At 39.3% G+C, this 22366-nt stretch carries 23 protein-coding genes; all 23 read right to left on the minus strand.

All coding sequences use genetic code 11. From position 1 onward, the window contains the following. Positions 1-328: 328 nt before the first annotated feature. Positions 329-1075, minus strand: a complete 747-nt coding sequence (locus tag BUB05_RS00710; protein ID WP_073045584.1) for an IclR family transcriptional regulator — start codon at positions 1073-1075, stop codon at positions 329-331. An 89-nt stretch (positions 1076-1164) separates the two neighbouring features. Further along, positions 1165-1689, minus strand: a complete 525-nt coding sequence (locus BUB05_RS00715; protein WP_073045586.1) for a shikimate kinase — start codon at positions 1687-1689, stop codon at positions 1165-1167. Positions 1690-1929: 240 nt separating this feature from the next. After that, positions 1930-3360, minus strand: a complete 1431-nt coding sequence (locus BUB05_RS00720; RefSeq protein WP_175548486.1) for an aldehyde dehydrogenase family protein — start codon at positions 3358-3360, stop codon at positions 1930-1932. A gap of 641 nt (positions 3361-4001) precedes the next feature. Further along, positions 4002-4199 carry a DUF951 domain-containing protein gene (locus BUB05_RS00725; RefSeq protein WP_073045589.1) on the minus strand — a complete coding sequence of 66 codons (198 nt, stop codon included), beginning with the start codon at positions 4197-4199 and terminating at the stop codon, positions 4002-4004. 228 nt (positions 4200-4427) lie between these two features. Beyond that, positions 4428-5027 carry a sulfurtransferase-like selenium metabolism protein YedF gene (gene yedF, locus BUB05_RS00730; RefSeq protein WP_073045593.1) on the minus strand — a complete coding sequence of 200 codons (600 nt, stop codon included), beginning with the start codon at positions 5025-5027 and terminating at the stop codon, positions 4428-4430. 115 nt (positions 5028-5142) lie between these two features. Continuing rightward, the gene (locus BUB05_RS00735) at positions 5143-5850 is read right to left on the minus strand and encodes a CvpA family protein (protein ID WP_073045596.1); all 708 of its coding nucleotides are present in this window, start codon (positions 5848-5850) and stop codon (positions 5143-5145) included. Positions 5851-5863: 13 nt separating this feature from the next. Further along, positions 5864-6934 carry a hypothetical protein gene (locus tag BUB05_RS00740; protein ID WP_073045598.1) on the minus strand — a complete coding sequence of 357 codons (1071 nt, stop codon included), beginning with the start codon at positions 6932-6934 and terminating at the stop codon, positions 5864-5866. 1 nt (position 6935) lies between these two features. Further along, positions 6936-8090 carry an aminotransferase class V-fold PLP-dependent enzyme gene (locus BUB05_RS00745; protein ID WP_073045601.1) on the minus strand — a complete coding sequence of 385 codons (1155 nt, stop codon included), beginning with the start codon at positions 8088-8090 and terminating at the stop codon, positions 6936-6938. 228 nt (positions 8091-8318) lie between these two features. Then, positions 8319-10121, minus strand: a complete 1803-nt coding sequence (locus tag BUB05_RS00750) for an NADH-dependent [FeFe] hydrogenase, group A6 (protein WP_073045604.1) — start codon at positions 10119-10121, stop codon at positions 8319-8321. 13 nt (positions 10122-10134) lie between these two features. Then, positions 10135-11925, minus strand: coding sequence for an NADH-quinone oxidoreductase subunit NuoF (nuoF, locus tag BUB05_RS00755; RefSeq protein ID WP_073045606.1), 1791 nt, complete (start codon positions 11923-11925; stop codon positions 10135-10137). 29 nt (positions 11926-11954) lie between these two features. Next, on the minus strand, positions 11955-12323 hold the full coding sequence (locus BUB05_RS00760; RefSeq protein ID WP_073045609.1) for a (2Fe-2S) ferredoxin domain-containing protein: 369 nt from the start codon (positions 12321-12323) through the stop codon (positions 11955-11957). A gap of 13 nt (positions 12324-12336) precedes the next feature. Further along, positions 12337-12825 carry an NADH-quinone oxidoreductase subunit NuoE family protein gene (locus BUB05_RS00765; RefSeq protein WP_073045612.1) on the minus strand — a complete coding sequence of 163 codons (489 nt, stop codon included), beginning with the start codon at positions 12823-12825 and terminating at the stop codon, positions 12337-12339. Between the two features lie 429 nt (positions 12826-13254). After that, positions 13255-14118 (minus strand): ParB/RepB/Spo0J family partition protein, encoded by an 864-nt coding sequence (locus tag BUB05_RS00770; protein WP_073045615.1) that lies wholly within the window; start codon positions 14116-14118, stop codon positions 13255-13257. Positions 14119-14127: 9 nt separating this feature from the next. Then, positions 14128-14898, minus strand: a complete 771-nt coding sequence (locus BUB05_RS00775) for a ParA family protein (RefSeq protein WP_073045618.1) — start codon at positions 14896-14898, stop codon at positions 14128-14130. A 9-nt stretch (positions 14899-14907) separates the two neighbouring features. Further along, a complete protein-coding gene (gene noc / locus BUB05_RS00780; protein ID WP_073046226.1) occupies positions 14908-15702 on the minus strand; it encodes a nucleoid occlusion protein in 795 nt (264 codons plus the stop codon). Between the two features lie 14 nt (positions 15703-15716). Next, positions 15717-16427 carry a 16S rRNA (guanine(527)-N(7))-methyltransferase RsmG gene (rsmG, locus tag BUB05_RS00785; protein WP_073045622.1) on the minus strand — a complete coding sequence of 237 codons (711 nt, stop codon included), beginning with the start codon at positions 16425-16427 and terminating at the stop codon, positions 15717-15719. After that, complete coding sequence (mnmG, locus tag BUB05_RS00790) at positions 16417-18321, minus strand: tRNA uridine-5-carboxymethylaminomethyl(34) synthesis enzyme MnmG (RefSeq protein ID WP_425430032.1); 1905 nt, start codon at positions 18319-18321, stop codon at positions 16417-16419. The genes rsmG and mnmG overlap by 11 nt, the downstream gene beginning before the upstream one ends. Before the next feature lie 15 nt (positions 18322-18336). Continuing rightward, a complete protein-coding gene (gene mnmE, locus BUB05_RS00795) occupies positions 18337-19713 on the minus strand; it encodes a tRNA uridine-5-carboxymethylaminomethyl(34) synthesis GTPase MnmE (RefSeq protein ID WP_073045625.1) in 1377 nt (458 codons plus the stop codon). A gap of 341 nt (positions 19714-20054) precedes the next feature. Next, positions 20055-20678, minus strand: a complete 624-nt coding sequence (gene jag / locus BUB05_RS00800; RefSeq protein WP_073045627.1) for an RNA-binding cell elongation regulator Jag/EloR — start codon at positions 20676-20678, stop codon at positions 20055-20057. After that, positions 20675-21454: a YidC/Oxa1 family membrane protein insertase gene (locus tag BUB05_RS00805; RefSeq protein WP_073045630.1), complete on the minus strand. Its 780-nt coding sequence runs from the start codon at positions 21452-21454 to the stop codon at positions 20675-20677. Before BUB05_RS00805 ends, jag begins: the two co-directional genes overlap by 4 nt. Positions 21455-21470: 16 nt before the next feature. After that, positions 21471-21680 (minus strand): membrane protein insertion efficiency factor YidD, encoded by a 210-nt coding sequence (gene yidD, locus BUB05_RS18610; RefSeq protein WP_175548487.1) that lies wholly within the window; start codon positions 21678-21680, stop codon positions 21471-21473. Beyond that, positions 21681-22025 (minus strand): ribonuclease P protein component, encoded by a 345-nt coding sequence (gene rnpA, locus BUB05_RS18615; protein ID WP_175548488.1) that lies wholly within the window; start codon positions 22023-22025, stop codon positions 21681-21683. Between the two features lie 142 nt (positions 22026-22167). Beyond that, entirely contained in the window at positions 22168-22302 is a 135-nt protein-coding gene (gene rpmH, locus BUB05_RS00815) for a 50S ribosomal protein L34 (RefSeq protein WP_073045633.1), read from the minus strand. Between the last annotated feature and the right edge of the window lie 64 nt (positions 22303-22366).

The raw sequence follows: 22366 nt of genomic DNA on the forward strand, positions 1-22366 counted from the left end.
AATTCTAAATTTTCCATTTTTGTTTCATTTCCATTCTTTGAAAATCTTTTTCTTCTAATGAAATTGTATCACTAATTCATAGTGTTGTCAATATATATAAAAACATTTGTAAAGATTAAGTTAACACTGCATCGGCACACACAACATATGCTACACTAGGTCGAAATAACCTCTATATATTGATATACCTTGATCTTTTAAAGCTTTTATCGCCAAGATAAAATATTCCGTCTGCAAGGTCCATAACTGACCATATTGTTTTTTATATTTTTACAAGCAAAATTATTCCACCTAAAAAAAACCGCAACCATCTAATGGTTGCGGTTTTTCAGTTATTGTTCTGATAACCTATCGCCTTTGAAATCTCATATGCAGTTGCTTTCGTGTCTTCAATCTTATCGTTCAGGTTTTCATTTATGAATCTAAAGGAAGGGCCCGACAGCGACAATACAGCCTTCAGTGAATTGTCCGCTCCATAAATTGGAGCTGCTATTCCAACCAGACCCTCGTCCCTCTCACCGTTACTGATTGTATATCCCTTTTCTCTGCATTGATTAACCTTTTCAATGTCTATATTTGGATATTTCTTCAGCATTGCATCAAGCTCTTCTTTCTCCATATGCGATAGAAAAACTCTTCCTGTAGAACCTTTATCTATCTTCAGTCTGTCGCCTATGTTGATTACCTGCCTTAAGGTCTGCGACGATAAAAACCTTTCAACGCAAAGCTTGTAGTCTCCATCCAGAACGTACAGGCTTACATTTTCATTCTCTTTATCCCTGAGTTGTATCATATATTCCTTTGCCAGCTCCTTAAGGTTTTCATCAATGCTGGTAAGACTCATGGATCCAAGCTTTGCTATCTTCCGACCAAGAAAAAACTTCTTGTTTTCATTGTTCCTTTCGAGAAAATGCCTTGTCATCAAAGAATTAATCATCCTGTGGGCAGTACTTGGAGACAATTCTGTCATCTCTGAAATCTCCATCAAAGACAACTCCCTTTCCTTTCCCAGAAAGCATTCAAGGATGTCAAGGGCTCTGTCAACAGATCTCGTTGTAGGCTTCTTTTCACTCATAGTATCATCCTTATTAAAAATATTTATATCTCATTATACCATATTTCTTGTTGTTCTTAAACATATTTTTCATTAGATGGAATGCATTTTTATTTTTTGTCGGATTTATCATTTGATAAAAGGGCAACCGAGTTATAAAGCTTGTCCAAGGTTTCATCCAGGCAATCGTGGTTGTTAATAATGATATCGCTGTATTCTTTATACAGATGTTCCCTTTCGCTATATATCTTCAAAAGCCTGTTCTTGTCTTCCTTGATGAGAGGTCTGTTTTCCGTAGTAATATCTTTAAGTATGCTTTCAATACTTCTGTTCAGAAATATGATGATGAACCCATTTTCCCTCAATGTATCAATATTCTCTTCCCTAAGTATGACTCCTCCACCAGTTGCTATGATAATATTCCTTCTCTTTGCCAAATCTCTTATTGCTTCACTTTCAAGCTTTCTAAAACCATCTTCTCCGTCCTTCTCGAATATGTCTGGTATGGATCTGTTATATTTTTCCTCCAGATACTCATCGGCGCAGCAATAATCCAGTTTCATCTTCTCTGCCAACATCTCAGCCAAGGTCGTCTTTCCGCTTCCCATCATACCGATCAATGCAATGTTCTTCATAATAACCTCACTCCCCAAAACAATAATTATCTGAAAAGGAGTTCATGAGAACTCCTCTGCTTCTTAAAATTCTCTATTTCGTACTCTGATGCAGCGTTTCATCTTTCAGAACAACACATGCTTAAAGCGCTAGGGTAATGTTATTATAATTTTGAATCATTGTCAATTATATGTTTCAATTTAATTGCTTCAATGCAAAAAGACCGCATTAACGGTCTTTTTGCCAGGGGAGAAGTGAATTTATTTTTCCAATTCAGGATTGTAGTAATCTCCAAAAAGCTCTTCATCTGAAGGTCTGTCTTCAGGTATTGGCTTTGATACCCATGTTGTATTCATATAGTGCTTGAGGTTTACATTTTCAGATATTATATTTCCACCCCAGGTTCCACAACCAAGACTTGATGTCATAGGCATTCCGTTACTAAATGATCCGGCATTTGCCTTTGATTGCGGCTGTCTTACCATGATCCTGCTGACAGGAGCAACCATAGCAAGTCTGTGTATGTGGTCATCATCAAAAGAGTAGATTCCACATGAATGACCCTTTCCTTTAACGTTGTAGATACCCTTCATCTTCTCAAGAGCGTCGTCGAAACCTGAATATTTGTGCATGGCAAGAAGAGTAGTAAGCTTTTCATTTGAGAACAAGTGCTCAATGCCTATCCCATCTCCCATTACTATGACAAATTTTCTATCTTCAGGTATTTCAAATCCAGCTATTTCACAAAGTTTCTGAGGTGCTACTGCAACAGTATCTGAAAGTCTGTGTCCTTCATCGTCCCACATTACCTTCTTAAGCATTTCCCTCTCTTCATCGTTGGCAAGATATCCGCCTTCTTCTACAAGGGCTTTAACCATATCATCAAATATAGTCTCTTCTACTACCAGGTTTCCATCGGCAGAACATCCTGAACCATTGTCAGATGTCTTGCTCAGCATGGTATTGTGTGCCGCTTCCTTGATATCTGCAGTCTCATCAATAATCATAGTTGAGTTACCTGCACCGACGCCATAGGCTGGCGTACCTGAGCTATATGCAGCCTTTACGAGACCCGGCCCACCGGTTGCAAGGACCAAATCACATTCTGCCATCAATGTCTTAGTCATAGTAAGGTTTACGTTTTGCAGACACTGGAATACATCAGCAGGTGCTCCTTCTCTTACCAGTGCTTCCCTCATTCTTCTAACAGTTTCAAATGTTGTCTTCTTTGATCTTGGATGTGGAGAGAATATTACTGCATCTCTTGCCTTGATGGCATACACACCCGTTCCCGCCGGAGTCAAAGCTGGATTTGTCGTTGGAACAACTGATCCGATAACACCAGCAGGTTTTGCATATTTTACAATTCCCTTTTCAGGTATCTCTTCAATGATACCTACACTCTTCTGTCTAAGAGCATCTCTCAAGATACCTTTAATCTTGAATCTCTTGTTTATTCTGTTTTCAAAGTTACCAAGCTGACTTTCCTCTATACCCATTTTCGTCAACTCTGCAAATGATGTCTTGTTTGCAACAGCCCACGCTACTGCCTGTGCCAGTCTGTCAACCTTTTCCTGATCATATGTCTCTATTATTTCTAATGCCTTTCTAGCCTTCTCTAATGCAGTATCCAGTTCCTTTCTTTGCTCAATTGTTAACTCTTTCTTTATTTCAACAGTATTATTAGCCATATTTCCTCCTTTTTTATAGAATGAAAATAGATTTTACTAAATGGAATTAACTTAATTATATATAATAGCTTTGGAATTGTCAACCTCTTACAAAAACATTTTTGAATTATTTTTATATACAATAATTACTCCCATAGATTACAAAAATTTTTGGTTCATTAATCTCTAAAAAAAGTCTAGCCCCATCTCTTCGGACTATTCAGCAAATATCCTGTTAAGATCATCCTTTTAATTTAGAAACATTGTAAATGTCCCAACTGCTTATTGCCTTTGTTGACATAATTGTTCCACGTGGAACAGTTACATTAATTAAACAATTATGTATACCAATCATATTCATATTCTCACACCTCAAGAAAAAACAAGATTTTCTAATCCGATTAATTTTTTCTTCATTTTGAAGCATAGCTAGCAACATACTCTATTGATTAATAATATTCTGATAATATGTACGCAAATTTATTATTAATACCTTAAAAGTAAAATCAGTTCTTATTTCTTCTAAATATGTTCAGAAATATAGTTGCAGTCTAAAACAAAAGACCCATGTCTGCATTATTCCGCAACCACAGGTCTTCTCCATTTAATTTTTCTTCTTTTGCTACTTTACCTTTAATGCTTACTAGTCTATACTTATCTCTCTATTCCTCTTCCTTCCTTGATACAACCTTAGTCACCCTTCTCATTACTTCCCTTCTTGGAAGCCATATCTGTCTGTCACAGGTTGTACACTTTATCCTGAAGTCTGTTCCTATCCTCATGATCTCCCAGTCGTATCCTCCGCAGGGATGCTGCTTCTTTAGTCTGATAACATCTCCTACATTCAGTTTCTCATCCATATTGCACCTCTATCATTTAACCAATTTCACTCCATATCAGGACATCATTCCCTATAATTAATCACATAGAAAAGTTCAATATGCATAAACCCCTGAAATGTTGGTTTTATACATTTAAGATAAACTTTCTACACGTTTAAACAACAGCTTGTACCTTGCCGGGGAGTAGCCTCTTTCTTGCTTAAATACATCATATATTAAGATTACTGCGGTTTTGTCTATTATTTCCTATATCATCACTGTATTACCGCCTGAAGCTATTACTTCCACTATGTCATACATATTTGAAACTTCCCCTATTAGAAGTTTGTCGCTAATTTCAAAATAATTTAGACAAGTACCACAGGAAACAATTTCAGTTCCCTTTGACTCAAGTGTCTTCAGATCTTCAATCGACTCCGAACCTTCACAGGTAAGATTCACCCCTCCATTGAGAAATGCAATCTTTGCCGGAGGTACATCCATCTCGGTCAAGGTATATATGAATCCCTTCATAAGAAGTTTTCCCAATTCATCTGATCCTTCCCCTAGTGTATCCTTTCCGAATACATATACCATGCCGCCTGAAGATGTAGTAACTTCTGCATTCAAATTACCCTCTTCTGGCTTCGCATTTTCAATGTTATCTCTGTACATTGAAATCTTTATACCGTCGCTTTCATCCTTCACTGCCACCTCACAATTCATCTTCTTCGCCAGCTTAAGCAGATTGGTCTTTGCAGTTTCATTATCAACTATAGTCATTACATTCTTGCTTTCTTCCAGTGCTTTTTTAGTCAGTATGACAGGCTGCGGACAAGCAAGTCCTCTTGCATCTATTTCCTTCATATTTCCTCCCGTTGTCACAAATTTTCAATACTATTTTATCATATTAACAATTACAAGAAAAGACCATTGTACATTCGAACAATAGTCTTCTCTGCTCTCTATTAGGTTGTTATCGCTATTCTGCCAGTACTCCCTTATATGTCAGATAGTTGAGAATAAGATTGTTTTCATAAAACACTTCGCTTGACTTGGACTCAAGAATCTCTGTCGTAAACATGTTTTCCTTTTCAGACATGGCTATAAAAGGAGATGCTATGGCAAAGACTATGTACAGAAGTACAACAGCCTTCAACAACCCGAAAAGACCTCCAAGTAGCTTGTTCGCCATATTAAGTACCGGTGCCTTGAACATTATGTTTAAAACTCCTGCAACTATCATTAGTATGAGGTATGCAATGAGAAAGGCTACGGTGAAGCTGATTATGATTATAAATATATTTGTTATCTTATCCGACATTGACTGTGCATAGTCCACCGCTGTATCTTTTATTGAAGACTGGATGAAATCCTCCATTATCCTCTGCATGTCGAATGGAAGCTTACCGAACCCATTGAATATGCTTCCAAGATCAAGATCCTTTCCAGGGAATTCAGCCAGTATGTCCGATATCTTTGAACTTATATTATTGTTTATAAAATCAACAAGTCCCGTCCTATCAACAAGGAAATCCTTCACTAAATAGTAATAATTCCACGCTATTATAAAAGAAGCAATTAAGCCTACAAGATCGAACAATGACATTATCAATCCTTTTCTGAATCCGTTTCCCAGTACAAGCAGAACAAATACCAATACTATAATATCTATAACATTGTATTCCATTAAATCCCTCCTGTCAGTCTATTTTTATATCCAGCACAACTATGCTGTTTTCAGTCAACAACCTCATTTTACTGCCGTCCAGTTTCAAATCCTTTATTACTCCATCCGAATTATAGACCATAGCAACCTTCCCGTCGGCAATTGTGGATATAAAGCTGCTGTTGCTAATGAATACTTGGCTCATATAAATGTCAAGCCTCGAATATAAATCCTCCGTCTTTACTATGCTTTCCACCTTACCTTCACTGTTTATGGTGGTTATTGCATTTTCATCCCTGCCTGTGAGAAGAATTATTTTATCACCTGTAAATTTGCAATCCTTTATATAATCATACCCGCTGTAGGTCCATAATATACTTCCCTCGTTGTTTATTTTATACAGATTCTTATTTGTAGCAACATATATCCCATCCTTTGCTGTGTACTGGAATACGACAAGCTCATTGTTAAGCTCCAGCTCCCAAAGATTGTACATTCCTTCAACCAGGTACTCCCCAATCTTTGAAGTCATATAACTTCCCTCATAAGAGAATGTGGTTATTATGACACCATCGGAGTTGTCTGAATCCATAGTTTTTATTACCCTCATTCTATTGCTGTCATAGGATCCCATAAACTTCATTGTGTCGTTATATATGTCTACTGTATTTGTGGTTTCATCAAGGTCCGAGCTTATGACAAAAATACGTTCATCCTGACTAATATTCAAAAGATTTCTGGACTCATTATCGAATTCAAGCTCCGAAAACCCTCCGTCCATTTCAATAGAAAGACAATCTGAAGTCTTTACAATCTTTCTTATACCGAAGTAAGCCTTCTCTATGAATTCATCGAATTCAGTAATATCGGCCATCTGACCCTTATAGTCATAGGTCTCCATTACATTGTCATACAATATATAATAGCCTTCTCCCGTCATTATTATGTCGCCTTTCTGGGTATCCATATCAATCATATTTTCCACTACAAGAGAAACCTTCGTTTCAGTGAATCGCTCAACAATGTCATCTAGGAATCCCATGGAATACAAGATGCCAAGAAATACTACAACTACGACCATAAACAGCACTGTCTTTTTTATCATACTAACCTTCCTTGCTGCATTCTTCAGCAATCCTAAGGAGTGCGCTAGAAGCCTTTTCTATTTCCTTCATTGTATTGAACCAGCTGAAACTGAATCTCACAGCCCCCTTTCCATAGGTTCCTATTGTCTTATGCGCAAGGGGAGCACAATGATATCCAGGCCTAACCGCAATTGAAAATTCCCTGTCAAGCCGTGAAGCAAGTTCAGAAGAATCCATATCCTTTATATTGACAAGCACAACTCCGCTTCTCTTACTTAAATCCTTTGGTCCATAAGTTTGAATGTTCCACGTGGAACCAATTATGTCAACAAAGGCCTTCACCAGATATTCTTCCCTTCTTTTAATTTCTTCCCTTCCGGTTTCCATAATAAATTCAAGTCCTCCTTTGAGTCCTGCAATGCCGGGAAGATTCGGAGTACCGCTTTCAAACTTGTCCGGCATAAAGTCAGGCTGCACCATTTCACTTGAAAGGCTGCCTGTTCCTCCCTCTATGAAGTTTTCAATTTCAATATCTTCTCCTATATAGAGTCCTCCTATGCCCATGGGGCCGAAGAGATTCTTGTGTCCCGGGAAAGCAAGTATGTCAATATTCTGCTTTTTAACGTCAATCTCCAGTAGACCTGCGCTCTGGGCTGAGTCCACCATGTAAACAACACCTTTTTCCCTGCATATCCTTCCTATTTCATCTATTGGCACTATTGTTCCCGTAAGGTTTGACACATGGGTTGTAACCACCATCCTGGTGTTCTCCCTTATTTCCCTTTTAATATCTTCAGGATCTACATTGCCAAATTCATCACCCTGCACTATGGTCAGCTCCACTCCACGGGACTCCATGGTAGACAATGGTCTTAGAACAGAGTTGTGTTCCATGGAAGTTGTTATTACATGGTCCCCACTTTTAAGGACCCCCTTGATTCCGACATTCAGAGATTCCGTACAGTTTTTTGTGAAAATTATATTCATGGAATCTTCTATGTTAAAAAACTCCGCCAACATCTCCCTGGTTTCAAAAATAATTTCAGCACTTTCAACTGCCATGCTGTGACTTCCTCTTCCAGGATTGGCCGCTATTTCTCTTGTATATTTATTCATGTAGTAATATGTCGATTCCGGCTTTGGAAATGTAGTAGCCGCGTTATCCAAATATATCATTAAATCACCCATTTATTATTATATAGACTTGATTCAATAGAGTAAAGCCATTTAATATAAATCTAGAAATTGTATACAAAATACAAATTCTATTCAAAATTCCAGGAAATCAGCCTCAAAATACACCCGTTTTAAAGGGATTAAAAATAATTATCAATACATTCATATGATAAAATAAAAAAAGGCCCAAAAAAGGCCTTTTTTTGCTTTATATGTGAATTTTAGTTTCTACTTGATCAGTTCGTCAAAATCTTCCTGGTTTGCAATTGGATATTTAACTTTAGGTTCATAATGAGTGTGAAGAAGCTTGTGTGACAGATGACTGTTTGGTTCCTTAAGGAAAGTTTCGTAAAGTTTAATAACTTCAGGATTCTTATGAGACTTTCTGTTCACCATTATTACATCTTCTTCGTAAAGAGCATTTGCCCTGTTCACTCTTGGGTCAACATCTATTCTTTCTTTTGCTGAAACATGAGACTGTCCACCACCGTGAACACATCCTCCAGGACACGCCATTATTTCTATGAAATGATAATCTTTTTCACCAGCCTTAACAGCTTCGAGAACTTTTGCTGCATTTGCAGTACCGTGAACAACTGCAACCTTGATCTCAGTGTCAACTCCTTCTATAGGAAGGGTGAGTGCTGCTTCCTTCACTCCCTCGATACCTCTGACTGCATGATATTCTATATCTTCAAGGTCCTCTCCAGTAAGTATGTCGGCTACAGTCCTTATGGCTGCCTCCATAACTCCGCCGGTTGCTCCGAAGATAACTCCAGCTCCTGTGTACTCTCCAAGAACCTTGTCGAAGTTTTCATCAGGCAGTCTCTTGAAGTCGATTCTTGCCTGCTTGATCATATCTCCAAGCTCTCTTGTAGTAAGTGAGAAGTCCACGTCTCTTATTCCGCTTACTTCCATTTCCGGTCTGTCAGCTTCCTGCTTCTTCGAAATACATGGCATGATAGAAACAACAACCATGTTCTTAGGGTTGATTCCCATCTTCTCAGCGTAGTATGATTTTGCTAATGCTCCAAACATCTGCTGTGGAGACTTGCAAGAAGACAGGTTCTCAACGAACTCTGGGTAGAAAAGCTCGCAGTATCTTATCCATCCAGGTGAACATGAAGTTATCATTGGAAGCTTTCCGCCGTTTTTGACTCTTCCAAGAAGCTCAGTTCCCTCTTCCATTATTGTAAGGTCAGCAGTGAAGTCTGTGTCGAATACGTTGTTGAATCCAATTCTTCTAAGTGCTGCAACCATTTTTCCTGTTACTCTTGTTCCTACTGGAAGTCCGAATTCCTCTCCTAGAGAAGCTCTTACTGCTGGAGCAGTCTGAACAACTACATACTTCTCAGGATCGTCTATTGCTTCCCATACCTCGTCTATATGAGTTCTCTCTCTAAGTGCCGCAACTGGACAAGCATTTATACACTGTCCGCAATATACACATGGAGCATCATCCATAGAGAAGTCGAATGCAGGAGCGATTTCAGTTTCGAATCCTCTCTTTGTGAAGTCAAGTATTCCTATTCCCTGAACCTGCTTGCATGTAGCAACACATCTTCCACAGAGGATACACTTGCTTGCATCTCTTATTATAGCCTGTGATACCTTGTCAATTACCGGCTCTCTTCTTTCACCAACATATGGTATATCATCTACTCCGATTTCATCACACAGCTTCTGAAGCTCGCATGTACCGTTTCTGTTACAGGTAAGGCATTCCCTGTTGTGGTTTGCAAGAATAAGTTCAAGATTAGTCTTGACAGCTTCCCTAACCCTTGGAGTATTTGTTCTTACGTTCATTCCCTCTTCTACTTTAAGCACACATGAAGCTGGAAGGTTTCTAAGAGGTCTACCCTTGATATCGGCTTCAACAACACATAGTCTACATGCTGCAATCTCGTTTACATCCTTCAGGTAACACAATGTCGGTATATCTATTCCTGCTTCTCTGGCAGCAAGTAGTACTGTATAGTCACTTGGCACTGTAACATCAATGCCGTTTATAGTTAAATTTACTGTTTTCACATCAACACCATCCTTACTCTTTGATTATTGCATCGAATGGACAAGCATCCATACATGCACCACACTTAATACATTTATCCTGATCAATAACGTGAACTTCCTTCACATTCCCTGATATACAGTTAACAGGACACTGTCTTGCACACTTTGTACATCCCTTACAAGCATCAGTAATCTTGTAGCTAAGAAGCGACTGGCAAACTCCTGCAGGACATTTCTTGTCCTTTACGTGTGCCTCATACTCTTCCCTGAAGTACTTCATAGTTGAAAGTACAGGGTTTGGAGCAGTCTGTCCAAGTCCGCAAAGAGAAGTGTTCTTGATGTTGACAGCAAGTTTCTCAAGAGTGTCAAGGTCTTCCATTACAGCCTTTCCTTCTGCTATCTTTTCAAGTATCTCAAGCATTCTCTTTGTACCTTCTCTACAAGGCGTACATTTTCCACAAGACTCCTCAACTGTAAACTCAAGGAAGAATCTAGCGATATCAACCATACAGTTGTCTTCGTCCATTACGATCATTCCGCCTGATCCCATCATTGAACCAAGCTCTGTCAGTGTATCAAAGTCGATTGGTGTATCTATATAGTCGGCAGTTATACATCCACCTGACGGTCCACCTGTCTGAACTGCCTTGAAAGCTTTTCCGTTAGGACATCCACCGCCTATGTCGTAAATTACCTCTCTAAGTGAAGTTCCCATTGGTATCTCAACAAGACCTGTATTTGTGATCTTTCCACCAAGAGCAAATACCTTTGTTCCAGGAGACTTTGCGCTTCCAAATGACTTGAACCACTCAGCTCCCTTGTTTATTATCTGCGGTACGTTTGCAAGAGTCTCAACATTGTTGATGATTGTAGGCTTGCCGAAAAGTCCGCTTACTGCAGGGAATGGAGGCTTGTTTCTTGACATACCTCTCTGGCCCTCGATTGAAGCTATTAGTGCAGTCTCTTCACCACATACGAATGCACCGGCACCAAGTCTTATGTCAAGCTCGAAATCGAATCCTGAGTCAAATATGTTTTCTCCCAGAAGTCCAAGGTCCTTGGCCTGCGCTATTGCTATCTTAAGTCTTTCAACAGCTATTGGATATTCCGCTCTAACGTAGATGAATCCCTTGGTTGCACCTATTGCATAACCGGCAATTGCCATTGCTTCAAGAACTGCATGAGGGTCTCCCTCAAGAACTGATCTGTCCATGAATGCACCTGGATCTCCTTCGTCCGCGTTACAGATTATATACTTCTGGTCTGCAACCTGAGGTGCTGCAAATCCCCACTTAACACCTGTAGGGAAACCACCGCCTCCTCTACCTCTGAGACCTGCATCCTTTATAACATCAACAACTTCCGCTGGAGTCATTTCAGTCAATGCTTTTCCAAGAGCGGTATATCCATCTCTTGCAATATACTCGTTAATATCTTCAGGATTGATTACACCACAGTTCTGAAGTGCAACCCTTTTCTGTTTTGCATAGAAGTCCACTTCACTTAGAGACTTAAGGTCTTCTGCGTCCAAGCTTCCTTCATAAAGATACTCTTTAACTATTCTACCCTTGTAAAGGTGCTCTTCAACTATCTTGTCCACTCTTTCAACTTCCATTTTTGAGTAGAAAGCACCCTCAGGATAAACTACTACTATAGGACCTTCTTCACAAAGTCCGAAACATCCCGTACTTATAACCTGGACTTCCTTGTCCAGTTCCATTTCCTTTATTTTCTCTTCAAATCTATCTTTTATATCTCCAGATTTTGAAGAAGCACATCCTGTACCGCCACATACCAGTACATGTGATCTGAATATAGCCATAATGACCCTCCTTTATTACTCTGGAGAAATTACTTCTCCACAGCTCCTATTGTATATTCCGCTACTACATTTCCATTAACCAGATGCTCTGCAACAACCTTCTTTGTCTTTTCAGCATCCATAAATACATAGGTAACCTTCTCCTTATCAGGCATAGTCACTTCAACTATTGGCTCATATGCGCACATTCCGATACATCCTGTCTGAACAACCTGAACATCGGCCATGTTTCTCTTCTGAAGCTCTTCAATAAAAGCCTGCAATACAGGTCTCGCTCCTGCAGATATTCCGCATGTCGCCATTCCTACAACAACTCTTGTAGTCTTTCCAGAATCTCTTAATTCAAGATTTTTCTTCGCTTCTTCTCTGATTTTTTTCAATTCTTCCAATGATTTCATATCTACCTCCGGATTACTCTCTGTAACTCTTGATTATGTCTGGGATATCCTTAGGATCAACCTTGCCGTAAACTGTTTCGCCCACCATCATTACAGGTGCCAGTCCGCAGCATCCAAGACATCTTGTCGCTTCCAACGTAAAAAGACCATCTTCTGTTGTTGCACCAACAGGGATCTTCAATTCACTTGCAAGCTTGTCAAGTACCAGCTGTGCATTCTTAACATAGCAAGCTGTTCCCATACATACTCCTACAGTATGCTTTCCTTTTGGCTCAAGTGAAAACTGAGTGTAGAATGTAGCTACACCATAGATTTCAGCCATAGGGATTCCGGTTTTTTCGGATATGAACTTTTGCACTTCTATCGGCAGATAGCCAAATAGTTCTTGTGCTTTGTGTAACGTTTGCATCAGGACACCTTGTGATGCATCCTGTGCTTCGATGTAACTTGCCAGTTCATCGAAATTAGCTTTGTTTTCAACAATATCGATTGTTTTCTGCACTTTTATTTCCTCCTACTATATACAAATATCACGATTATTATACTTTGTTGTTAATTTTATGTCAATTACTTTGACAAGAATTTATCATGAAAAAACGACTTTTTTTCATTTTTGTCTTTCTTTGTGGTATCTGTCTTATATTTTAAGACATTTCACTTTTTTGTAAACATTTTCCCATTATTGCAAGGAAAAACCATGCACTTGCTCAAGCATGAGTTTAATAAATAAATAACTAATTTTTATCGATAATTGTACAGGTATCTATACAATCTGTTAAAATATGGACAAATAAAATTCTCAGGACATCGAGTCCTTCGAATTATCTGACGTTCACGTGAGTGATAATTCCCAAAATCCGTAATTATATTGAACGTCATGTAATAAAAAATTCCAGGGAATTTATCCCTGGAATCTACTTTCCTATTTATTCTAACTCAACTTGTCCGATATTATATTAAGAATTCTCTGAAGCTCTTCATCATTGGAAAAGAACAGCTGTATTTTTCCTGATTTCTTTCTCTTGTTAATTTCAACCTTGGTGCCCAGCTCGTTCATTAAAACTTCCTCAATATGCAGTATATTTGGTTCCTTCTCGTTTTTCCTAACTTTCTTGTTTTCGTCTTTCTTGCCATTTTTCAACTCTCTGACGATTTTTTCCGTTTCTCTGACGCTCAGGTCTTCTTTAAGTATTCTGTCCGTTACAGCCTTAATTTCCTTTTCTCCAATGCCCGCCAGAGCCTTTCCGTGTCCTGTTGTCATATCACCGTTCATAATGTACTTCTGAACATAATCGGGAAGCTTAAGAAGTCTCATGATATTTGTTACATATACCCTGCTCTTTCCAACCATGGTTGAAACCTCTTCCTGGGTTATATCATACCTGTCCATAACAACCTTGTAAGCTACAGCCTCATCTATGGAATTGAGATCCTCCCTCTGAATGTTTTCTATTAGGGCAATCTCCTCCTGGCTTCTGTTGTCTATATCCCTCACTATGGAAGGGATTTCCTTGAGACCTGCCTGTCTGGCGGCCCTCCACCTTCTTTCTCCTGCAATGAGCTGGTAGTGCATTCCCGATTTCTTCACGATTACAGGTTGGATCACTCCATGTCTTTCTATTGACTTTGAAAGCTCGTCTATCTTTTCTTCGTCGAAGTTCTTTCTTGGCTGAAGAGGATTGGACTTGATAAGGTCTACGCCTATATTTACTATGGAATTTTCATCTATCTTGTCGAACTCTTCGTTTATTAGAGCAGACAGCCCCTTTCCAAGGGCCTTTCTCTTGCTTGCCATATGTCCCCCTTATATCCTGCCCAGAAATTCTTCCGCCAAATTCGTATAGGCTTCAGCACCCTTCGACTTTTCGTCGTACTCAACTATTGATTGTCCAAAACTTGGTGCCTCTGCCAATCTTACATTTCTGGGAATTATTGACTTGTAAACCTTGTTCTTGAAATACTTCTTTACTTCCTCCACTACTTGGATCGAAAGGTTAGTCCTTCCATCATACATGTTGAGAACTATCCCTTCAATGTCAAGCTTGGGATTCAAATTTCTCTTGACCAGCTTTACCGTATTCACAAGCTGGCTTACACCCTCAAGAGCGTAATACTCACACTGAATAGGAATTATTACACTGTCGGAAGCAGTAAGTGCGTTTATGGTCAAAAGTCCAAGGGAAGGAGGACAATCGATGAAAATAAAATCATAATCCTCCCTTATCTTTCCCAGGAAATTCTTCAAGGTGTTCTCTCTGTGTACAGTCTTGGTAAGCTCTATTTCCGCACCAGCAAGCTCTATGTTCGACGGTATCAGGTGAAGGTTCTCAACATCCGTTTCAACAATGGCACTTGATTCACCGGATTCTTCAATATCCGAAAAAAGACAGTCGTATATTGTGGAATCAACATCATTCTTGTCTATTCCAAAGCCGCTTGTCGAATTGCCCTGGGGATCTATGTCCACAGACAATATGCGCTTGCCCTTCATTGCAAGGATTGCAGACAGATTTACATTTGTAGTGGTCTTGCCTACGCCTCCCTTTTGATTGAAAATTGATATAACCTTACCCATGTTCCACCTCTAGATCTTATTTTTAGGAATTTTAACCTTCAGCTCTATATATTCGTCAAAATCCTTCTGCTCAAATTCAGCAGGTACGCCCGTTTTCTTTATTTCATTGAATGCATGCTTGATGGTATTGACATATATCCTGTAGTTGATGAAATTCTTGATGAGTCTCTTGTCCTTTACCTTTTTGTCGCTGTATTTCTTTATTATATCATCAATTAGTTTTTCAGTCTCTTTTACAGTCAAATTATTTTTAATAATTTTGTCAACAACGTTTTTCTGCAGCTCCTCATCCTTCAACTTGAGAAGTGCCCTTCCGTGTCTTTCGGTGAGACCGTGGTCCACCAAATTTGCCTTTACTACTTCAGGGAGCTTTAGAATCCTAAGCTTGTTTGCTATAGTTGACTGTGTCTTTCCTATCTTATCTGCAAGCTCCAGCTGGGTTATTTCAAAGATGTCCATAAGGTTCCTATAAGATTCCGCTTCCTCCAGGAAATTCAAATCCTCTCTCTGAAGATTCTCTACAAGTGCAATGGCTGCAGAATTACTCTCGTCAACATCAATAACAAGTGAAGGAATTTCCTCCATTCCAGCTAGCTGTGCAGCACGGAATCTTCTCTCTCCAGCAATTATTTCATATTCCCTTTCGCTGTTCTTCTTAAGTGATATTGGCTGGATAATTCCATAGGACTGTATTGAGTATGTGAGTTCAATAAGCGCATCCTCCTGGAATACTTTTCTGGGCTGGTGTTTGTTTGGTACTATCCAGTCCAGATTTATCATTTCTACTGCTTTGAATTCCTGCATCATTTATTATACTCCTATAATGGTTTCTTTGTTGGTTTTCCGGCTTTTCTTGGATACTTAACCGGCGTCTCCCTGTATTTTTCTATTATTATTATGCTTCTGGATATATCCGTTCCCGGAAGCCTGTATTTCACAATATTCCTTATTCTTCCTCCCAGCAAGTCAAGTGCATTTGCCGAATCCTCAATTTCCTTTTCAACATCTCCGCTTTTCATTGATATGAAGCATCCTCCAACCTTTACAAAGGGGATGCAGTATTCGGAAAGTATATTGAGAGGTGCTACGGCCCTTGATATTGAAAGGTCAAATTTTTCCCTGTAGTCCTCATTGACTCCGAAATCCTCAGCCCTTCCGTGTATGAGACTGACATTTTGTAGACCGAGACTTTTCACTACCTCTTCCAGAAAGATTATCCTCTTGTTCAGACTGTCAAGAAGTGTAACATCCATTTTCTCATTAACTATCTTAAGAGGTATTCCGGGAAATCCTCCTCCGGTACCCACATCTATCATCTTATCCACAGATTCCATGTCAAAATGATTTTTAACTATAATGCTGTCCACAAAATGCTTCATGTATATGTCTTCATCTTCCGTAATGGAAGTGATGTTTATTTTCTTGTTCCATTCCTGGATCATTGTCTTGTATAATTCAAACTTGTCCACCTGCTCGGAAGTACAATCCAGGTCCGAGGATTTCAACATTTCTTCAAGTTTATTCTTCATCCGTTTCCTTCACCCTTCTCTGCTGCTCCAGATAGATGACAAGTACATTGACATCGGCAGGAGACACTCCAGATATCCTTGATGCCTGTCCAAGGGAGTCAGGCCTTATTTTTGAAAGCTTCTGTCTCGCTTCCAATCTCAGTCCCTTGATCGCGTCATATTCTATGTTTTCAGGAATGTTCTTGTTTTCCATTTTTTTGAATTGTTCTATCTGCTTGAACTGCTTCTTGATATATCCTTCGTACTTAATCTGTATTTCTATCTGCTGTATTACCACCCTGTCCACCTCAGGTCTTCCCGGATCAATCTCCTTAAGGTCGTCATAATTAACTTCAGGTCTTCTCAATAATTCATACATTGACATTGGAGCCTTAAGAGGAACTGTACCAAGCTTGTCCAACAGACTCTTCACCTGCGCAGCAGGAGTCACCATCCTGCCTTTAAGCCTTGATATTTCCTTGCTTATGCTTACTGTTTTGTCCGTGAATTTTTTATATCTTTCGAGGTTTACAAGTCCAGCCTTGTAACCCTTTTCCGTAAGTCTCAAGTCGGCATTGTCCTGTCTAAGCACAAGTCTGTACTCCGCCCTTGATGTCATCATCCTGTAGGGCTCGTTTGTTCCCTTGGTTACAAGATCGTCTATAAGAACACCTATGTATGCTTCGGACCTGTCCAGAATCATAGGTTCCTTTCCGTTCAACTTGAGAACGGCATTTATTCCGGCTACAAGACCCTGCCCTGCGGCTTCCTCATATCCTGAACTTCCATTTATCTGTCCTGCAAAGAAAAGATTTTCAATACTCTTGATTTCAAGACTTCTCTTTAGCTGTGTAGGGTCTATGCAGTCGTATTCTATTGCATAGGCAGGTCTCATAATCTTGCAGTTCTCCATTCCCACTATTGTCCTGTACATTGCTATCTGCACCTCTTCAGGCAGTGATGTGGAGAATCCCTGTATATACATTTCCTTTGTATCAAGACCTTCAGGCTCAACAAAAACCTGGTGCTTGGGCTTGTCTGAGAACTTCACCACCTTGTCTTCCATTGACGGGCAGTATCTCGGTCCAACACCTTCCATCTTTCCGGCATACAAAGGCGATCTTGAGAGGTTATCCATTATAATTTTATGTGTCTCTGCATTGGTATAGCAAAGATGACAGGGCACCTGATCTATGTCTATCTTGTCATTCATGAAGGAGAATGGTATTATTTCCGCATCTCCTTCCTGTATTTCCATCTTTTCAAGATCTATTGAATCCTTGTGAACCCTTGCCGGCGTGCCTGTCTTGAATCTTTTAAGCACTATTCCATTCTCTATTAGAGATGCTGAAAGCTCGTTTGCAGGGAACAGACCTCCCGGTCCTCCCTCGTAGCTCACTTCTCCCATGTATATCTTGCCCTTAAGATACGTTCCGGTACACAGTATTGCAGCTTCCGTCTCGAAATAAGCACCTGTCTTGGTGTTTACTCCGACAACTTTTCCATCAACAACATCTATTTCAGTAACCTCGTTCTGCACAAGGTCAAGGTTATATTCATTCTCTATTGCCTGCTTCATTGCCACATGATATATTCTCTTGTCAGTCTGTGCCCTTGAAGAATGAACTGCAGGTCCCTTTGAAGTATTCAGAAGCTTGAACTGTATCATGGCCTTGTCAGTTGCAAAGGCCATTTCTCCACCAAGGGCATCAATTTCCTTTACTATATGACCCTTTCCTGTTCCTCCTATTGAAGGATTGCAGGGCATCATGGCCAGTGAGTCAAGGCTAAGGGTTATCATAATCGTCTTCTTGCCCATTCTTGCAGCGGCAAGGGCAGCCTCGCATCCTGCATGTCCTGCTCCTACCACCACTACATCATATTTCCCTGCTATAAATCTCTTTATGTCTTTCACTTGCTTATTCCTCCATTACTTCCCTATGCAAAACTCGGTAAATATCTTGTCTATAAGGTCGTCCCTTACGGATTCACCTGTTATTTCTCCCAAAAATTCCAGTGAATTCATTATATCCACTTCCAGACATTCCAGGGTCAGGGATTTTTCTATGCTTTCAAGCACTTCTTCAATGGACTTTCTTGCCTTCATAAGAAGATTTTTGTGTCTCATGTTGCTGACTATGATGTCATCATCCACATCCAATGCACCCTTCAGAAATTCTTCCTTTATTTTGTTCTCTATTTTTTCCAGTCCCCTGTTGCCCTTGATTGAAACCTTTATTACCTCTTCCTTGATTTTATGGAAATTTTCAAAATCTATTTTTTCCGGAAGATCCGTCTTGTTCAAAAGATACAATACCTTCTTGTCCTGGATTTCCTTGATTATCATTATGTCTTCACCTTCAAGGGCCTTCGAGGCATCGAAAATCATCAATATAAGATCAGCCTCATTTATCTTGTCAAGTGCCTTCTTAACACCTATCTTTTCAACTTCATCGTCCGTATACCTTATACCCGCCGTATCTATTATCTTTAAGGGAACTCCGGCAAGATTCACAAATTCCTCTATTGTATCCCTGGTAGTTCCTGGAATTTCAGTCACTATAGCCCTGTTCTCGTTGAGAAGATAGTTCATGAGGGATGATTTTCCCACATTGGGCTTTCCTAATATAAGGGTCTTTATACCTTCCTTGTATATCTTGCCCGTATCTGCCGACTTGATGAGCTTGTCGAAGCGTTTAAGTATTTCCCGGGAAATATTCTTTATGTTTTCAACAGTCATCTCTTCCTCGTCATATTCGGGAAAATCTATATTGACCTCAATCTGTGATATCAGGTCCATAAGTGATTGCCTGATATTCCTTATTTCCTTTGAAAGCCTTCCTTCAAGCTGATGCAAGGAAAGGTCGAAGCTGTTTCTTGTCTTCGAGCTCACAAGGTCCATTACAGCCTCTGCCTGGGTCAGGTCAATTCTTCCGTTTAAAAAGGCCCTCTTTGTGAATTCTCCTCTTTCAGCAAGCCTGGCTCCTCTTGAAATAAGTATTCCAAGTATCATCTCAACAGACACAATTCCTCCGTGGCAGTTGATTTCAACCACATCTTCCTTTGTGAATGTGTTTGGACCCTTCATTGCCACAACCAGTACTTCATCTGCTACCTTGTCCTTTTCAGGATCAACTATCCATCCGTAGTACATCATCCTGTTCTTAAGTTCTGAAAGCTTCTTTCCGTTTTTACTCTTGAATATATCGCTTACAATGCCTATGGCATCCTTTCCGCTTACCCTTACTATTCCTATTCCGGACATACCCGGATATGTTGCCGATGCGGCTATAGTATCAGTATTCATAAAATCACCCTTTCGTGAATATTTTCTACAATTAAAAAATTACAAAACCATCCGAATATAATTATAACATGATTACACCCCAATACCAATAAAACAAGCTTCCAACCTATTACCCTAAACGAAGTAATTTTGAATAAAAAACAATATTCAACTAAAGGAAAATTTGATATGAATGCGAGGTCTCGACTTGGAGGCACGTCAATCATCCTTATAAAAAAGAGATTGTCGTGCTGACGGAGTAGGGAGCATTCATATAGAATTTTCCGGTTAACCGGCTTAAATTTTTATACAAGATTACGGAGTGTAACCAAAAAATACCCGATATATACCGGGTATTTAACTTATTTTACGTCAATTATTACTTTTCTGTATGGTTCTTCGCCTTCCGAGTATGTAATGATGTCTTCTTCATCCTGCAATGCCGAATGGATTATTCTTCTTTCATATGGATTCATTGGTTCAAGCTTGATCTTCTTGTTGTAGAATCTGGTCTTGTCAGCCATTCTCTTTGCAAGTTTAATAAGAGTTTCCTCTCTCTTGCTCCTGTAGTTCTCAACATCGACTATGGTTCTCACATAGGACTGTCTGCCCTTGTTTACTATTAGACTGAGTATGTATTGAAGGGAGTCAAGGTTCTTTCCTCTCTTTCCTATCATTATACCCTTGTCCTTATCGTTTATTTCGTAAATATCTACATTAAGCACATCATCTTCAAACTTGATTTCATACTTGCAGTCAACATCCATCTTTTCAAGAAGCGTATCCAAAAATCCCTTGGCCTTTTCTCTTGGCCCGTCCACTATTGTAAGCTTGACTTTTGCCTTTTTTGAAATCAGTCCAAGGAAACTCTTTGAAGGTTCCTGGATTATTTCTATCTCAACTTCATTTATATCTGCCTTCAGCTCTTCCAATCCTTCGCTTACAGCATTTTCTATAGTGTCGCTTTCCTTAGTTATGAATTTCATTTTGATTTAACCTCCAGAACCTTTTTCCCGTTGTGTAAAGCAATATATTGCTGTGCCATTTGGAAACCGTTGCTGATTGCCCAGTACAAGGTAAGACCTGCCGGAAAATTAAGGGCAAAGAAGAATATCATGAACGGCATCATAATTGTCATCGTATTCTGGGTTGCTCTTTGCTGATCGCTTCCTCCAGCCGGTGATTGAGCAGTGGTCATCTTGCTTGAAAAATATGTCGTAACACCTGCAATTATTGCAAGTACAGGCACTGCAGCACCTATGAAAGGCAATTCCATCCCAAGTCCTATACCGTTTATATCTCCCGATGGAAGAACTGCATTTGCTGCATATCCAAGGTCCTTTATCCAAAGAAAACTCTTGTTTATTGCATCAAAGGTAGCCTGGTCTCCGAAAATGTACTGCACTGGATCTCTAAGTACATAAAAGAAACCTATCATTATCGGAAACTGGATCAACAAGGGAAGACATCCACCTGCGGGATTTACATTGTATTCCTTGTACAGCTCCATAGTTTTTCTGTTAAGTGTTTCAGAATCGTTCTTGTATTTTTCCTTGAGCTTTGCTATTTCAGGGTTAAGCTCCTGCATAGCCTTCATGGATTGCGTCTGTTTCCTTGTAAGGGGCAAAAGCACAAACTTGAGTATAAGGGATGAAACTATTATAGCCAGTGCATATGCTGATATCACATTATTGTCCGCCACCGACAATAGTTTATAAATATACTTTACTATTAAACCTATTGGTCTTGCTACTACCTGCATTATTCGAAACCTCCAGTTATATTAAAGGGTCGTATCCTCCGGGATTGAAAGGATGACACCTTAAAATTCTTCTTGAACTTAAATACATTCCCTTGAAAAACCCATATTTCTCGAATGCTTCCAGGGAATATTGGGAGCACGTGGGGTAAAACCTGCAATTGCTTCGTCCGTTTCTGCTAGAATAATATTGATATATTTTAATTATACCTATCATTACCCTTTTCAATTATTTTTCCTTCTTCCATATCTTCGACTTTTTCAGCAGTCTTATATAAGATTTCTCGAGCTTCCAGAAATCTGCATCTTTTCCGTTCAATCTACCCATTATTACTATATCGTATCCTGTTTCCACAGAATCAAAATTCTTTCTTACTATTTCCTTGATCCTTCGTCTGAATCTGTTCCTGTCCACAGCCCTTTTCATCTTTTTGGCTGTGGTGATTCCAAATCTCAGTTTTTTATCTCTTCTTTTTCGTACAAAAAGCACCAAATTGTAGTCCGACAAGGATTTTCCCCTGTTGTAGACCATTCTGTAATCCTTGTTGTCTGTAATCATGTTATCTTTATTCATTTGTACTTCACCCGACTGATTTAAAGGAAAGCCAGATCCCAAGGGCTCAAAGCCCCTCGAATCCTTCCGTTAAATATGATATTTAACCCACTAAAGCAAGTATTGTCCGTTTTTAGTAGAACAAAAGGCCTTAAAATAGGCCTTACGCTGACAATCTTTTTCTTCCCTTTAATCTTCTCTTCTTAAGAATGTTTCTTCCAGATCTGTTCTTCATTCTTTTTCTAAAACCATGTTCCTTGCTTCTTTGTCTTTTCTTTGGTTGATAAGTTCTTTTCAACTTAAACACCTCCTTGCACAGTATATATGTTACGATAAAGCGACTATGTAGCTTTCACCTCAGC

Source organism: Dethiosulfatibacter aminovorans DSM 17477 (assembly GCF_900142005.1).
Classification (GTDB): Bacteria; Bacillota; Clostridia; order Tissierellales; family Dethiosulfatibacteraceae; genus Dethiosulfatibacter; species Dethiosulfatibacter aminovorans.

Excerpts from the sequence above, each read along its gene's own strand:
- BUB05_RS00775 (WP_073045618.1), bottom strand. The coding sequence starts at position 14,898 with ATGGGTAAGGTTATATCAATTTTCAATCAAAAGGGAGGCGTAGGCAAG.
- BUB05_RS00720 (WP_175548486.1), bottom strand. The coding sequence starts at position 3,360 with ATGGCTAATAATACTGTTGAAATAAAGAAAGAGTTAACAATTGAGCAA.
- noc (WP_073046226.1), bottom strand. The coding sequence starts at position 15,702 with ATGCAGGAATTCAAAGCAGTAGAAATGATAAATCTGGACTGGATAGTA.
- nuoF (WP_073045606.1), bottom strand. The coding sequence starts at position 11,925 with ATGGCTATATTCAGATCACATGTACTGGTATGTGGCGGTACAGGATGT.
- BUB05_RS00715 (WP_073045586.1), bottom strand. The coding sequence starts at position 1,689 with ATGAAGAACATTGCATTGATCGGTATGATGGGAAGCGGAAAGACGACC.
- BUB05_RS00710 (WP_073045584.1), bottom strand. The coding sequence starts at position 1,075 with ATGAGTGAAAAGAAGCCTACAACGAGATCTGTTGACAGAGCCCTTGAC.
- BUB05_RS00760 (WP_073045609.1), bottom strand. The coding sequence starts at position 12,323 with ATGAAATCATTGGAAGAATTGAAAAAAATCAGAGAAGAAGCGAAGAAA.
- BUB05_RS00725 (WP_073045589.1), bottom strand. The coding sequence starts at position 4,199 with ATGGATGAGAAACTGAATGTAGGAGATGTTATCAGACTAAAGAAGCAG.
- rsmG (WP_073045622.1), bottom strand. The coding sequence starts at position 16,427 with ATGAAGAATAAACTTGAAGAAATGTTGAAATCCTCGGACCTGGATTGT.
- BUB05_RS00735 (WP_073045596.1), bottom strand. The coding sequence starts at position 5,850 with ATGGAATACAATGTTATAGATATTATAGTATTGGTATTTGTTCTGCTT.
- BUB05_RS00745 (WP_073045601.1), bottom strand. The coding sequence starts at position 8,090 with ATGATATATTTGGATAACGCGGCTACTACATTTCCAAAGCCGGAATCG.
- yedF (WP_073045593.1), bottom strand. The coding sequence starts at position 5,027 with ATGAAGGAAATAGATGCAAGAGGACTTGCTTGTCCGCAGCCTGTCATA.
- mnmE (WP_073045625.1), bottom strand. The coding sequence starts at position 19,713 with ATGAATACTGATACTATAGCCGCATCGGCAACATATCCGGGTATGTCC.
- BUB05_RS00805 (WP_073045630.1), bottom strand. The coding sequence starts at position 21,454 with ATGCAGGTAGTAGCAAGACCAATAGGTTTAATAGTAAAGTATATTTAT.
- BUB05_RS00740 (WP_073045598.1), bottom strand. The coding sequence starts at position 6,934 with ATGATAAAAAAGACAGTGCTGTTTATGGTCGTAGTTGTAGTATTTCTT.
- jag (WP_073045627.1), bottom strand. The coding sequence starts at position 20,678 with ATGAAATTCATAACTAAGGAAAGCGACACTATAGAAAATGCTGTAAGC.
- BUB05_RS00770 (WP_073045615.1), bottom strand. The coding sequence starts at position 14,118 with ATGGCAAGCAAGAGAAAGGCCCTTGGAAAGGGGCTGTCTGCTCTAATA.
- rnpA (WP_175548488.1), bottom strand. The coding sequence starts at position 22,025 with ATGAATAAAGATAACATGATTACAGACAACAAGGATTACAGAATGGTC.